The following is a 14,112-nucleotide window of genomic DNA, read 5'->3' as shown; positions in this document are numbered from 1 at the left end:
TGGGCGCCCTTTGCCGCAGCCTGCATCCCGCCCATGTGTGACTCTCGTTTCGCCGATTCCGCCCCCTCCCAGCAAGACGCCCGCTCCGAAGATTCCGGCTCGGCTCAGGAAGCTTCAACCACCGAGGAGGCGTCCGCCGATCGTCATCCGGGTGAGCCGAGCGCTGTCGGGGATCCGCACCTCGGCGAGAGCCCGAGCCTCGACAGGGACCCTGCCACCGGTCATCCGCGCCCCCCGCGACGAGAGTTCAAGGCGCGCGGCAGTTTCGTCACCCGTTGCGCTGGCTGCAATCTGCCCGAACTCAACTGCCTGTGTCCCTATCAGGCCAAGGCCGACTCTCGGGTACAGGTGTGGCTGATCACCCATCCGCTGGAGCACCACAAGCCGACCAACACCGGCCGTCTGATCGCCGACGTGCTGGCGCCCACTCGTGTCTTCACCTGGTACCGCACCACGCCCGATGAACAGCTGCTGGCGCTCCTGGCCGACGAGCGTTACGCCCCCTTCGTGGTATTCCCCGACGACCAGCCCGACTACGCCGACCGCGTGGTCGAGGTGGAGGCGGTCCGGCGAGTCCCCCGGGAGCGCATCCCGGTGCTGATCCTTCTCGACGGTACCTGGCGTCAGGCGCGGCGGATTTTTCGCAAGAGCCCCTACCTGGAACGCCTGCCGGTACTGCCGTTGAGAACCGATCGACTGACGCGTTATCGGTTGCGCAAGCCCGCTTCCCAGGCGCATCTGTGCACCGCCGAGGTGGCCGCCGAGCTATTGCGTCAGAGCGGCGAGGAAGACGCCGCTTCGGTGCTCGACGATTACTTCGACGTCTTCAACGACAGCTACGCCGCCAGTCGGCGCTACCACAAGATCGAGACGCCAAGCCCGGCCATGCGCAGGCTGGCCGCACGGCGAGGGTGAGAGGGCGTGGTCAGGCATCGAGGCGAGGCGACGACAACGCCAGGATCGGTGTCGGTATACGCATAACTATGCCGTATTGAGCGGGTTTTTTCGGACCTGTCGGTATAAAGCTACATTCCCTATCCACGACCGCTGGCTTGTGGTGTCGCGAATATCCTAGTTCGCCCGGGCTTTTTCTGGGAGACGCTCTTCTTTTGACACAGTTTCGTCAATCTGTGCGGCTTGGCGCACGAGGAGCGTTATGGATTTTCGTAGGCGTTTTCACCCCTGCCGACCTCTCCCGGGAGATCGCTGTCCATCGCTGGCGGTGGATGGTGATGCCGCATTTTCCGTGGCGACGCTGGAGCGTCGCTTGGAAAAGGACCGTACCCGGGTCGTCCACAGTGCCAGCCTGCGTCGATTGCAGCTGCTGCCCCAGCAGGGCGCGGTGCTGGCTCACGCAAGCCAGAGGCGCCTGCTGTCGGCCTCGCTGGAGCGACAGCAGATGGGGCGCCGGATCGTGCAGATGGTCTATCGCAAGCTGGGCAAGCGGGCGGGTGACTGTGGCCTCGATGGTCTGGAAGACGCCTTCATCTGTCTGGTCGAGGTGGGCAGCCTGCTGCGTGATATCGGTCGACCTCCCTTTGGTCAGGCCGGAGAACTTGCGCTCTGCGGTTGGTTCGACAGCCATATGTCGGCCCTGGGAGGCCGCCAGCTGCCGCTGGCCAAGGACGATATCCAGGGCGCGGCCCTGCTCAACGAGCTGTGTCGTTTCGACGCCCAGGCCCAGGCGCTCCGCACCATCGGCAAGCAGGAGGGGATCTCGCTGACCCATGTCCAGGGCGCGGTGCTGCTGGGTGAGCAGGCGGTGTGGCGCGAAGTGGGCGACGATGGCCGTGGCCGCCAGGGCTACTGCTATCGTGCCGAGAGCGACCAGGAGACGGCCATGCGTGGTGTCCTGGGGCTGGGCCAGGATCATCGCCATCCGGCCAGCTATGTAGTGGATGCCGCCGAGGTCATTGCACGGACCCTGTCTCGTCTGGAGGCGGTGGTGGAGCGGGGGTTGATCGACCCGACGTCCCTGGTGGCATCGCTCAAACAGGCCTACATAGAGGGGCTGGCCCGCCAGGGAGAGCCCTGGGCGAGTCTGGAGGAGCGGCGCTTCTCGCGCCACGGAGTAGTACGCCGCTGGAGCCTCGGTGGCATGCTGGACTGGGCGCTGCGCCGCTATGAGCGGGACAACGTCGAGGAACTGGGGCGCTTCTTTCACTACCTGCGACTGGCGCTGGGGCGCACCCTGGTCAATCACGCCGCCGATGCCTTCGTGGCCCACCTGGAGAACATCCGGGAGGGACAGCCTCAGTTGAGGCTGCTGAGCGCGGAGGTCGGCTGTCGCGCTCTGCTCGAGGCCTTCGACAGCCTGGCCACCCGGGTCGAATATCGGGATCCGGAGCTGGAACGGCTGGAGCTCGAGGGCTACCGCACCTTATGTGGACTGCTCGATGCCGCCCTGCCGGCGTTGCGCCTGCCGGAAGCGGCCTTCGTGCGACTGCTGGACGAGGGCCATGGCGCCTCGCCGCGGCTGACGCTGTGGGTGAAGCGGTTGCCGCCCGGCGTGCTCAGGGTGTACCGCCAGGCCATGGCGCAGCCCTGGGAAGGGGCGAGCCGCGAGGTCTGGGAGGCCTACCATCGTGGACGCCTCGTGCATGACTGGATCTGCAGCATGACCGAATCATCGGCGCTGGAAGAGTACAGTCGCCTGCGTGTAGCCGGTCGTTCGCTGGCCTGACGGTCTGGAACTGTGGCGTCACCACCGGCCCGCCCAGCGTTGAAACGATGGGTCAGGGATGGCGTAGAGTTTCTGTCGACGATTCTGCACAGGCGAAGTCCCATGAGGCTGGCGACGGGTGGTCGGCGAAGCATCTCGTTGATGGCGGTGCTGGCACTGTTGCTGGTACTGATGTCGCTGGTTTCTGGCTGCGTGCCGGTGATCAGTGAGCGCTGGGCGCGCCAGCCATTGCAGGGGCAGGTCATCGACGCCCGTACCGGGGCCCCACTGGCGGGGGCCAGGGTCTCGGCCGAGGGCTTTGCCGAGGCCGCCGATGTGACCGACAGCAACGGGCGGTTCGGCATTCCGGGACATTCGTATATCGGTGGGCAGTTGTTGATGGCAGCAAGCGGGCTCCGTCCTCAGTGCTGGAAGATCGAGCGCGACGGCTACCGGACGCTGTGGATCGAGGTGATGGAGATGGTCCCGGATACGCTGCGCCAGCCGATCACGGTGAACCTGCCCATGTTGGCGTTCGATGCCGAGGCGCCCGCTGGACGCTCTGCCGAGACGATGGTCAAGGAAAAGAGCCCCGGGGATCAGGTCGGCAATCACGTCGCCAAAGAGGCGATTTCCCGCGCGATACAACGCGACAATTACCGGTGGCGCCTGGCGGAAGGCAACGACTGTGGCGCAGCGCCGCCGCCCGGCTAACGATCGATGAGATCGCCGTTCGCTGCCAGCGCGCGTGCATCCACTTCCCTGATACTCGAACAGCCGCACATGGCGAGGCCCTGATCCAGCTCCCGGCGCAGGATCGACAGGCAGCGCTCGACGCCGGCTTCGCCCGCGTCGGCCAGTCCGTACAGATAGGGACGGCCGATATGCACGGCGTCGGCGCCCAGGGCCAGCGCCCGAAGGATGTCCAGGCCGCTGCGAATCCCTCCATCCAGATGCACCTCGAGACGCTCGCCCACCGCCGCCGCCACCTCGGGAAGCGCCGCGATGGTGGCCCTGGCGGCGTCCAGTTGGCGCCCCCCGTGATTCGACACCACCACGGCGTCGGCCCCCTGCTCGGCGGCCTGGCGCGCCGAGTCTGCGTCCAGTACACCCTTGACGACCAGCGCGCCTGGCCAGCGGGCGCGGACCCAGCCCAGATCACTCCACCCCAGTGAGGGATCGAGCTGGTCGTCGAGCCAACTGGCGAGTGAGGCGATGCCGTCCGGGGCCGAGAGCGGTCCGTCCAGATTGCCCAGGGCGAAACGACGGCTGCGCAGGTGGCGCCACCACCAGCCGGGGTGACGGCCCAGCCCCCAGGCGAGCTTGAGGGCGGTGGCCGGATCGGGCCTGACGTCGTGGCCGAGTCCCCGGTGGTGATCGGCCAGCAGCGGCATATCGATGGTCAGCACCAGTACACGGCAGCCGAGACTCAGGGCATCGTCCATCAGTCGCTCGCTGAGGGCACGATCCTTGAACACGAACAGCTGAAACCAGGGTGGGCGCGGGCAGCCCCTGGCGATATGCGCAAGGGGGGCGTTGGACAGGGTGGCGGCGGTGTAGGGGACCCCGGCTCGCGCAGCGGCGCGTGCGGCCAGGCGTTCCCCGTCGGCCCAGGCCAGGCCGCCCAGGGCCACCGGCGAGAGCACCAGCGGCAGCGCGATATCTTCGCCCAGAATGCGAGTACCGAGGGTGCGCCGGCTGACGTCGGCCAGGCGCGGTGCCAGCGCCACTCGTGACATGGCCTGGAGGTTGGCGGCCAGCGCCTGCTCGGCGCCGGAGCCTCCTTCGATATAGTCGAAGACCAGCCGTGGGAGTCGTCGTCTCGCGCCTTGGCGAAGCGCCTCGATGGTGCTGCGGGTCATGGGGCCGACTCCGTTCAGCAGGCTGTTCCTTTGAGCATAGTCTAAGCGGGCTTCGGAGCCGGTTTCGATGGCGGGCTGGCGTGGACCCGGAGCGGGTTCGCGTTGATGGTAGGGGGCGGCGAAACGACACCGCCGCCCGAGGGGGCGGCGGCGCGAGGGTGCCGAACGAGGCAGCCGGGCTAGCCGAACAGACTGTCGGCGATACGAAAACCGGCGATCCAGGTGCCGGCGGCGGAGCCCAGGGTCGCCGTCAGAAACACCAGCAGGGTGCGCGAGACACGGTTCTTCCACCAGCCCTTCACCTGGGTAACGTCGTGACGCAGGGTGGAGAAGTCGCGCACCTTGGGCTTGCGCATGGCCAGTTCCACCCCGGCGGCGACGAAGCCCGCCCCGATGGTCGGATTGAGCGAGGTCAACGGGGCGGCGAACACGGTGGCGATCACCGTGACCGGGTGGGCCAGGGCCAACAGGGTGGCGCCCCCTGACAGCACGCCGTTGATCACGAACCATTCCACCACCAGCTGCCAGCCGAGCTCGGTGTTGCGCGAAAAGCCGATGGCGAAGCCGGTCAGTACCAGGGCAGTGATCAGCCAGGGCAGCATCTTCCACACCTTCGACGGCGGCCGGGTGGCCTCCAGCGCGGCGATTTCCTCGGCCGGGTCCTCGGCAGGCGGGCCTTCCAGATGCTCGGCCATGCCCTTGAGGTGGCCGGCGCCGATCACCACCAGCACCCGCTTGAACTTGCCAGGTGGGCACTGCTGGGCCAGGCGCATGACCATGTAGCGATCGCGCTCGCTGATCAAGGGGGTGAACAGCGACTGCGACTCGGCAGCGAATTCGCTGAAGGTGGATTCCAGCACGTCGCCCTGCTTGAGCCGCTCGACCTCCTCGGCGGAGACTTCCTGGCGCGACAGCACGCTGCCGAGCAGGCCCGACAGCAGGCTAAAGCGCTGCCACCAGGGCACGTTCTGGTAGATCCGCTTGAGCGTCAGACCCACGTCCCGGTCGATCAGCAGCAGCGGAAGCTCGTGGCGCTGACTGGCCTCCAGGGCGGCGCGCATCTCGGCACCGGGTTCGATGCCGGACTGCTCGGCGATGCGCTGCTGGAAGGCGCCGAGGGCCAGGTTGGCGGCGACCATGCCGGCCTTGCCCTGACGAAAAATCTGGAACAGGTCCTGGTCACCCAGGGCGTCGGGATTGGCCAGGTTGCTGTGGCGGGCGTCGCACAGCTCGATGGCGACGGCGTCGAAGTCGCCGGAATCGATCAGGTCGCGCACCTCGTCGGCGCTCTCGGCGCTGACGTGGGCGGTGCCCAGCAGGGTAAAGGTGGTGTCGCCGACGCGGAGGTCACGTCGGGGGCCGCCTCGGGTCTCGGGCCGCTCGGCCAGCGCAATGTCGTCGATCTCGCTCATGGGGCTCGGGGCCTTGAGAATGTGAAGGATCGATTATCCATGAACGAGGAGGGCAGGCCAAACCCTGGCCTGCCCTCGAGCTGACATTGTCTGGCGTTCAGTCCTGATAGGCGCCAGCGGAATAGGTCAGTTCGTAGCTGTGGGAGTAGATCTCGAGGATGTTGCCGAACGGATCTTCCATGTAGATCATCCGGTAGGGCTTCTCGCCGGGATAGTACTTGCGCACCTTGGGCATGCGCTTCTTGCCGCCGGCGGCGACGATGCGCTCGGCCAGGCCCTCGACGTCGGGATCCTGGACGCAGAAGTGGAACACGCCGGTCTTCCAGTACTCGAAGTTGTTCTCCGGGTCCTCGTGGTTGGCGAACTCGAACAGCTCCACGCCTACCCGGTCACCGGTGGACAGGTGGGCGATACGGAAACTGCCCCAGCCAGGGCCGAAGACGTCGGTGCACATCTCGCCGATGGCGGAGTCGTCTTCCTCGATGGTGGTCGGCGCCATGATCTGGTACCAGCCCAGCACCTGGGTGTAGAACGCCACCGCGGCCTCCACGTCCGGCACCGAGATGCCGATATGGGAGAAGCTGCGGGGATAACTGTTTGGAGAGTTGCTTGAAGAGTTGGCGGGAGCGTCGTGGTTGGCGTTTGCCAAGGCGTCTTGCTGGCTCATGGAGTGTCACCTCTTGATGCAGGAATGATGAGCACAGTCTGGGCCGGGATCGCTATAATGAAAATCGACGCGACGTTATGGTGATGATAATAGATGCTTATGGCAAATCCGCTCTGGCTACGCTCGTTTCAGGCGTTGGTGGAGCAGGGCAACTTTACCCGCGCCGCCGAGCGCCTCGATTTGACCCAGGCGGCGGTCAGCCAGCATATCCAGCGCCTGGAGGCCGAGCTGGGACTGTTGTTCATTCGCCGGCCCCGGCGGCTCGAGCTGACCCCGGCCGGCCACGCCCTGCTGGACTATCTGAACGAACGTGAACGGGTCGATCAGCGTCTCACCCAGCGCCTGGCCGGTGATCTGGACGATCATGGCGAGATCAGCCTGATGACACCAGGGAGCATCGGGCTTGCGATCTACCCGCGTCTGCTGGCGTTGCAGAAGCGCGCGCCGGGGCTGGCGATTCGCCATCGCTTCGGTCCGACGCGGGAGATCGTCGAGGCCGTCATCGACGGCAAGGTGGAGATGGGGCTGGTGGGCGAGCGTCCCGACGACGCCAGTCTGATGGTCAGCGAGTTTGCCACCGAGGCGCTGGAACTGGTGGTACCGGCCAACACCCGTGTCGAGACATTCGATGAGCTGATGGCGCTGGGCTTTATCGACCATCCGGACGGCAAGGCCCTGGCCACCCGTCTGCTCAGTCGGCGCTTTCCGGGCTCGCCGGGCTACGCTCGCTGGCCGAGCAGCGGCTTTACCAATCAGATTGGCCTGATCCTGGCGCCGGTGGCCCAGGGGCTGGGCTTCAGCGTGTTGCCACGCTTTGCCCGGGAGGCCTTCGAGGACCAGCACGCCATCCGTGTGGTCGAGGGTGCCCCCGAGGTCAGCGATACCCTCTACCTGATCCAGCGCGCCGAGTGGCCACTGTCGGCCCGGGCACAGCGGGCGCTTTCGGTGATGCGAGAGGCGGTGGCGGGTACCGACACCGCCCTCTAGCGAAGGGCTACGACAAAGGAAAGGGCGCCAGGATCGGTCCTATTTGCGCCAGAAGGCCGGGGTAAACAACACCAGAACGGTAAAGATCTCCAGGCGGCCCATCAGCATCGCCATCACCAGGATCCACTTGGCCATGGTCGGCATGTCACCGTAGTGCAGACTGGCCTCGCCCAGCGCCGGCCCCAGATTGTTGAGCGCCGAGCCCACCGTGGACCAGGCGGTGACCTGGTCGACCCCGGTGGCCATCACCCCCACCAGCATCAGGAAGAACAGCAGCACATAGGCCGAGAAGAAGCCCCACACCGCCTGAGCGATGCCATCGGGAACGCTGACCTTGCCGATCTTGACCGCGATCACCGCATTGGGGTGGATCAGGCGCATGATCTCGCGCATGCCCTGCTTGATGATCAGGATGATGCGGATGACCTTCATGCCGCCGCCGGTGGAGCCGGAGCTGGCGCCGACGAAGGCGGCGATGAACAGCAAAAGCGGCAGGGCGCCGGGCCAGGCGGAGAAGTCGGCCACCGAAAAGCCGGCGGTGGTGGCCACCGAGACCACTTCGAAGATGCCGTGGCGAAGTCCCACGGTGGTCTCTTCGGTGCCGGTCAACCACAGCACCACCACGGTGATGCTGGCAAGCCCCGTCAGGTACAGCAACAGAAAGCGCGCCTCGGAGTCTTCCCAGTAGTGGCCGATACGGCGTTCGCGCCAGGCCAGGAAGTGCAGGCTGAAACTGAGCGCGGAGATCAGCATGAAGACGATGCAGATGGCCTCGATCACCGCGCTGTCGAAGTAGCCGATGCTGGCGTCGTGGGTCGAGAAGCCGCCGATGGCCACGGTGGAGAAGCTGTGACCCAGGGCGTCGAACCAGTCCATCCCGGCGGCCATGTAGGCCAGCATGCACACCACCGTCAGGGTGGCGTAGATGTACCACAGGGCCTTGGCGGTCTCGGTGATCCGCGGGGTCAGCTTGGAATCCTTGAGCGGCCCCGGGATCTCGGTACGGTACAGCGCCATGCCGCCGACCCCCAGGGTCGGCAGGATCGCCACCGCCAGCACCACGATGCCCATGCCACCGAGCCACTGCAGCTGCTGACGGTAGTAGAGGATCGCCTCGGGCAGGAAGTCGATGCCGGTGATCACCGTGGCGCCGGTGGTGGTCAGCCCCGAAAACGACTCGAACACCGCGTCGGTGAACGACAGTGCGGTGCTGCCGGTGAGCATCAGCGGCAGCGAACCGAACAGCCCCAGCACCGTCCAGAACATGGCGGCGATCAAAAAGCCGTCGCGGGTGCGCAATTCCCGCCGGGCACGACGATTGGGCAGGAACATCAGCGCGCCGGTCAGCACGGTGATGGCGATGGCGATCAAAAAGGCGTCCCAGGTGCCGTCGCCGAACAACAGCGAGATGGCGATGGGCGGCACCATGGTCAGGCTGAACATCATCAGCAGCAGCCCGAGAATGCGCAGGATCATCCTCAGGCTCATGGCGTCTTGCCCCTTTGCTGACGGCAACAGGCGGGGGACATGTCGGGACGGGTCGTCGTCTCAAGCCCGGTCGGCATCGGACTCATGCGGCGGCTCTCCTTGGTATGGCGGCAGGGGCGAGGGGCGCGCCCATCAGAAAAAGGTCAATCCGACCTGGAACAGGCGTTCGACGTCACGGATCTTGCGCTTGTCGACCACGAACAGGATGACGTGGTCACCGCTCTCCACCACCACGTCGTCGTGGGCGATCAGCACTTCCTTGCCGCGCACCACCGCGCCAATGGTGGAGCCACCGGGCAGGTCGATGTCGCCGATGGCACGACCGACCACCCGGGAGGACTGGCTGTCGCCGTGGGCGATGGCCTCGATGGCCTCGGCGGCGCCGCGGCGCAGCGAGTGGACGTTGACGATGTCACCGCGGCGCACATGGGTCAGCAGGCTGCCGATGGTGGCCTGCTGGGGCGAGATGGCGATGTCGATCTCGCCGCCCTGGACCAGATCCACGTAGGCGGCGTTGTTGATCAGGGTGAGTACCTTCTTGGCACCCATGCGCTTGGCCAGCATCGACGACATGATGTTGACCTCGTCGTCGTTGGTCAGCGCACAGAAGATGTCGCAGTCCTCGATGTTCTCCTCTTCCAGCAGGCGCTTGCTGGTCGCGCTGCCGTGCAGTACCACGGTGCGGTCGAGGCGTTCGGAGAGCTGGGTGCAGCGCTCGAGGCTGTGCTCGATCATCTTGACCTGGTGGCTGTGCTCGAGGTGCTCGGCCAGGCGCTCGCCGATGTTGCCGCCGCCGGCGATCACCACCCGGCGGAAGTCGCGATCCAGTCGCCTAAGCTCGCTCATCACCGCGCGGATATCGCGCCGGGCGGCGATGAAGAAGACCTCGTCGTCGGCCTCGATCACGGTGTCGCCACGCGGAATGATCGGACGGTTGCGGCGGTAGATGGCGGCCACCCGGGTGTCGACGCTGGGCATGTGACGGCGCAGGAAGCCGAGCTCCTGGCCGACCAGCGGACCGCCGTAGAAGGCCTTGACCGCCACCAGCTGGACCAGTCCACCGGCGAATTCCAGCACCTGCAGGGCGCCGGGGTGCTCGATCAGCCGGCGAATATGGTCGGTGACCACCTGCTCGGGGCTGATCAGTACGTCGATGGGCACCGCCTCGTGGGCGAACAGTCCCTTGCGCGCCAGGTAGGCGGTGGCGCGCACTCGGGCAATCTTGGTCGGGGTACGAAACAGGGTATGGGCGACCTGACAGGCGATCATGTTGACCTCGTCGGAGTTGGTCACCGCGATCAGCATGTCGGCGTCTTCGCAGCCGGCCTGGCGTAGCACCATGGGGTAGGAGGCCGCCCCGGAGACGGTGCGGATGTCGAGCCGGGTATGCAGCTCGCGCAGGCGCTCACCGTCGGTGTCCACCACCGTGATGTCGTTCTCCTCGCGGGCCAGGTGCTCCGCCAGGGTGCCGCCAACCTGGCCGGCGCCGAGAATGATGATCTTCATCGTCGTCGTGTCCGAAGAGGGGTTCAGAGCCTATGGTGCGTTGCAGCATTGAGCCAGCATACCCGAGCTCTGAACAGTACAACAGGGCGGGAGAGTCCCGCCCTGTGCTGAAAGGAAACACCGCAGGACTTGTGCAATGCAAGTCCCGTGGGTCTCCGGGTCGAATCAGCCTCGGAGGTCAGTCGAGGGTGAAGCCGACCTTGACCGTGACCTGCCAGTGGGCCACCCGGCCATTCTCGATATGGCCGCGGGTATCGGTCACCTCGAACCAGCGCAGGTCATGCACGGTTTCCGAGGCCTTGGTGATGGCCCGCTGTACCGCATCTTCGATGCTGGTTTCCGAGGAACCGGTCAACTCGATCTGCTTGTAGACGTGTTGGCTCATACAGACTCCCTGTTGGAGAAGCATAGGTCACGGGCGGCCAGGCCGACGTCCTGGTCGGACTAGCGGCCCGCCTTCACCAGTCTGGCATAGAAGAAGCCGTCATGGCTGTCGACCTTCGGTAACAGTTGGCGTCCGGCCCCGGAAACCTGGCCCCAGGCGATGCCGTCGGGCATCTGCTCGCTGGCGTCCGGGGTGCGCGCGAGAAAGTCGCGGATCTGGTCGCGATTCTCTTCCGGCAGCACCGAGCAGGTGGCGTAGAGCAAGGTGCCGCCGGGCTTGAGCAGCGGCCACAGATTGTCGAGCAACGCGCGCTGCAGCTGGGCCAGCTGGGCAATGTCGCTGGGCCGACGCAGGCGCTTGATGTCGGGATGACGGCGGATGACGCCACTGCCGGAGCAGGGGGCGTCGAGCAGGATGGCGTCGAACGGGGTACCGTCCCACCAGTCACGCTCGGTGGCGTCGCCCTGGGCCAGGGTCGCCGACAGGCCCAGACGAGTCAGGGTGTCTTCCACCCGTGCCAGGCGCGCGGCATCGGAGTCGATGGCGTGCAGGTCGACGTCGAACAGCTCGAGCAGGTGAGCGGTCTTGCCACCAGGGGCGCAGCAGGCGTCGAGCACCCGTGCACCCGGCCGCGGTGCCACCACCGGGCCAAGCAGCACCGCAGCCAGTTGGGCGGCCTCGTCCTGGACGCTGACGTGGCCCTGGGCGAAGCCGGGCAGGGCGTCCACGTCGCGGGCGGTCTCCAGCACCAGCCCGTCCGGGGCGTGGGCGCAGAGCCTGGCGGAGATGCCGGCGCCGTCGAGGATATCCAGATACTGCTCGCGGTCGTTGTGGCGACGATTGACCCTCAGGGTCATTGGTCCGGGCTGGTTGTTGGCCTCGCAGATCGCCTGCCAGTCATCGGGCCAGGCCTGGCGCAGCGACTTGAGCCACCAGCGCGGGTGCAACAGCGCCACCGCCGGGTCACGGTCGACTTCGGCTTCCAGCGTCGACGACTCGCGCTGCAGCCGGCGCAGACAGCCGTTGAGTACCCGGGTGGCCCAGGCCTTGCCGAGCAATCGCGCGGCACCGGCGGTCTCGCCTACCGCCGCGTGGGCCGGGATGCGCAGGTACAGGAGTTGATAGGCGCCCAGCAGCAGCAGCGCCTGGATGTCGGCATCGCGACTCTTGAACGGTTTCTCGAGCAGCTGGGCGGCCAGTGCCTCGAGCCGTGGCAGGGTGCGGCAGACGCCGAAGCACATGGCCTTGAACAGGGCACGGTCGCGGGCCACCACCTGATGGTCGTCCAGGGTGGCCAGCGAGCCCTTGCCGGTGATCACCGGCACCAGCGCCTTGGCTGCGGCGGCGCGGACACAGTCACCCATGTCGCGTCGGGCGTTGGCGTGACGACGGCCATGGTGGGGTGGCTTGCGATCGCGTGGGGGTTGAGAATCGCTCATGCGGAGGTCTCCGGGAAAGGACGTCCCAGCAGCGTGCCCTGGGGAAAGCGTTCGGCCCTGGCGCGCAACAGCTCGGATACCGCCAGCGCCTTGCCGCCGGGCAGCTGGGCCCGGGTGATGCGAAGGCGCTCGCGGCCCTCGGCGCCACAGGCCACCAGCAGCTCGGTGTCGGCGCTGGTGATGGTGCCGGGCGACTCTGGTGCGCCGCCATCGGCCGGCTCGGCCAGGTGGATACGTAGACGCTCATCGCCCAGCGCGCACCAGGTCACCGGCCAGGGATTGAAGGCGCGCACCCGGGCGGCCAGGGTCGCGGCGGGCTGGGCGAAGTCCAGCTCGGCCTCGGCCTTGCTGAGCTTGGAGGCGTAGGTGACGCCCTGTTCGGGCTGCGGCGTGGCGGCAAGCTCACCGTCGGCGAGTCGGTCGAGGGCCTCGACCATGGCCTTGCCACCGATCTCGGCCAGGCGATCGTGCAGTTCGCCGCCGGTGGTGGTGGGCAGGATCTCGGTGCGCCGGATGATCAGCATGTCGCCGGTATCGAGTCCCTCGTCCATCTGCATGATGGTGACGCCGCTCTCGTCATCGCCGGCCTCGATCGCCCGCTGAATCGGCGCCGCACCGCGCCAGCGCGGCAGCAGCGAGGCGTGGACGTTGAGGCAGCCCAAACGCGGTGCCTCGAGCACCGGCAGCGGCAGGATCAGGCCGTAGGCCACCACCACCATGACGTCGGCGTCCAGCGCCGCCAGGGCGCGCTGTTCGGCTTCGTCCCTGAGCCGCTCGGGCTGGTACACCGGCAGGCCGTGCTCCAGCGCCAGCGACTTGACCGGGCTTGGCGTCAGCTTGCGGCCGCGCCCGGCGGGGCGATCGGGTTGGGTATAGACGGCAATCACCTGGTGGTGACTGGCCAGCAGCGCCGAGAGACTCTCGGCGGCGAAGTCGGGCGTGCCAGCGAAGATCACGCGCAGCGATCGGGTCATGTTCAGGGCCTTGGCCGAAGAATGCGGGGACAATAGTAACGGAGACGGGCGAAACGACGAAGACCGACAACGTGATTCACGTTGTCGGTCTTCGTCGTAGGCGGTTGCGGGGCCGAGATGGCGGCGGCCTGAGGGCTGCGCAGCGGCTCAGGCGCCCTGCATCTGGCGATGGCGCTTCTGCATCTTCTTCATCACCCGGTCACGCTTGAGCGGTGACAGGTAGTCGACGAACAGCACGCCCTCTAGGTGGTCGAGCTCATGCTGGATGCAGTGGGCCAGCAGTCCGTCGGCTTCGAGCTCGTAGGGCTCGCCGTCGCGTCCCTGAGCCTTCAGGTGTACCCGCAGCGCGCGCGGCACCTCGGCGTAGTACTCGGGGATCGACAGGCAGCCTTCCTGCATCGGTTCCCGTTCGTCCCCCAGCGGGGTGACCTCGGGGTTGATCAGCACCAACGGGGTGGACTGATCTTCGCTGACGTCGATCACGATGACTCGGCGATGCACGTCCACCTGGGTGGCGGCGAGGCCGATACCCGGTGCGGCGTACATGGTCTCCAGCATGTCATCGACCAGCTGGCGGACCTCGTCATCGACGTTTTCGACGGGCACTGCCTTGTTGCGCAGCCGCTCGTCGGGAAACTCGAGAATAGGGAGTCTGGCCATGCTGTGGTACCACCGTTATTCGTTCGGTTCGTGTTGCCCATTCTAGGACGACGCCGGGGGTGACCCTAGT

At 66.6% G+C, this 14,112-nt stretch carries 13 protein-coding genes; 4 read left to right on the top strand and 9 right to left on the bottom strand.

The features are described from left to right. The first annotated feature begins 33 nt into the window (after positions 1–33). The 3 genes from NFH97_RS05640 (at position 34) to NFH97_RS05630 (ending at position 3,376) form a co-directional block, all read left to right on the top strand. Positions 34–915, top strand: coding sequence for a tRNA-uridine aminocarboxypropyltransferase (locus tag NFH97_RS05640; RefSeq protein WP_222568257.1), 882 nt, complete (start codon positions 34–36; stop codon positions 913–915). 352 nt (positions 916–1,267) lie between these two features. Further along, positions 1,268–2,683 carry a hypothetical protein gene (locus NFH97_RS05635; protein ID WP_349624543.1) on the top strand — a complete coding sequence of 472 codons (1,416 nt, stop codon included), beginning with the start codon at positions 1,268–1,270 and terminating at the stop codon, positions 2,681–2,683. 102 nt (positions 2,684–2,785) lie between these two features. Beyond that, a complete protein-coding gene (locus NFH97_RS05630; RefSeq protein WP_349624542.1) occupies positions 2,786–3,376 on the top strand; it encodes a carboxypeptidase-like regulatory domain-containing protein in 591 nt (196 codons plus the stop codon). Here NFH97_RS05630 and NFH97_RS05625 read toward each other — a convergent pair. The 3 genes from NFH97_RS05625 to NFH97_RS05615 form a co-directional block, all read right to left on the bottom strand. Further along, positions 3,373–4,524 (bottom strand): alpha-hydroxy acid oxidase, encoded by a 1,152-nt coding sequence (locus NFH97_RS05625; RefSeq protein ID WP_349624541.1) that lies wholly within the window; start codon positions 4,522–4,524, stop codon positions 3,373–3,375. The genes NFH97_RS05630 and NFH97_RS05625 overlap by 4 nt on opposite strands. Before the next feature lie 179 nt (positions 4,525–4,703). After that, positions 4,704–5,936 (bottom strand): TraB/GumN family protein, encoded by a 1,233-nt coding sequence (locus NFH97_RS05620; protein WP_253029223.1) that lies wholly within the window; start codon positions 5,934–5,936, stop codon positions 4,704–4,706. A 97-nt stretch (positions 5,937–6,033) separates the two neighbouring features. Beyond that, positions 6,034–6,603: a lactoylglutathione lyase family protein gene (locus NFH97_RS05615; protein ID WP_349624540.1), complete on the bottom strand. Its 570-nt coding sequence runs from the start codon at positions 6,601–6,603 to the stop codon at positions 6,034–6,036. A gap of 99 nt (positions 6,604–6,702) precedes the next feature. On the opposite strand from NFH97_RS05615, the gene NFH97_RS05610 reads away from it, so the two are divergent. After that, positions 6,703–7,590 (top strand): LysR family transcriptional regulator, encoded by an 888-nt coding sequence (locus tag NFH97_RS05610; RefSeq protein ID WP_349624539.1) that lies wholly within the window; start codon positions 6,703–6,705, stop codon positions 7,588–7,590. A 39-nt stretch (positions 7,591–7,629) separates the two neighbouring features. Here the strand turns inward: NFH97_RS05610 and NFH97_RS05605 are convergent, their stop codons facing one another. The 6 genes from NFH97_RS05605 to def form a co-directional block, all read right to left on the bottom strand. Continuing rightward, positions 7,630–9,078, bottom strand: coding sequence for a TrkH family potassium uptake protein (locus tag NFH97_RS05605; RefSeq protein WP_108448511.1), 1,449 nt, complete (start codon positions 9,076–9,078; stop codon positions 7,630–7,632). 132 nt (positions 9,079–9,210) lie between these two features. Further along, positions 9,211–10,584: a Trk system potassium transporter TrkA gene (gene trkA, locus NFH97_RS05600; protein ID WP_045995220.1), complete on the bottom strand. Its 1,374-nt coding sequence runs from the start codon at positions 10,582–10,584 to the stop codon at positions 9,211–9,213. Between the two features lie 178 nt (positions 10,585–10,762). Further along, complete coding sequence (locus tag NFH97_RS05595) at positions 10,763–10,969, bottom strand: dodecin (RefSeq protein ID WP_045995219.1); 207 nt, start codon at positions 10,967–10,969, stop codon at positions 10,763–10,765. Positions 10,970–11,028: 59 nt separating this feature from the next. Continuing rightward, a complete protein-coding gene (rsmB, locus tag NFH97_RS05590; RefSeq protein ID WP_213228278.1) occupies positions 11,029–12,333 on the bottom strand; it encodes a 16S rRNA (cytosine(967)-C(5))-methyltransferase RsmB in 1,305 nt (434 codons plus the stop codon). Positions 12,334–12,404: 71 nt separating this feature from the next. Further along, positions 12,405–13,382 carry a methionyl-tRNA formyltransferase gene (gene fmt / locus NFH97_RS05585; RefSeq protein WP_349624538.1) on the bottom strand — a complete coding sequence of 326 codons (978 nt, stop codon included), beginning with the start codon at positions 13,380–13,382 and terminating at the stop codon, positions 12,405–12,407. Positions 13,383–13,529: 147 nt separating this feature from the next. After that, the gene (gene def / locus NFH97_RS05580) at positions 13,530–14,042 is read right to left on the bottom strand and encodes a peptide deformylase (RefSeq protein ID WP_349622184.1); all 513 of its coding nucleotides are present in this window, start codon (positions 14,040–14,042) and stop codon (positions 13,530–13,532) included. Positions 14,043–14,112 lie beyond the last annotated feature (70 nt).

The sequence above is a fragment of the Halomonas sp. SCS19 genome (assembly GCF_040147015.1).
Classification (GTDB): Bacteria; Pseudomonadota; Gammaproteobacteria; order Pseudomonadales; family Halomonadaceae; genus Halomonas; species Halomonas litopenaei.
Note: the sequence above shows the minus strand (reverse complement) of the source record. Positions and strands in the feature narration are given on the sequence as shown.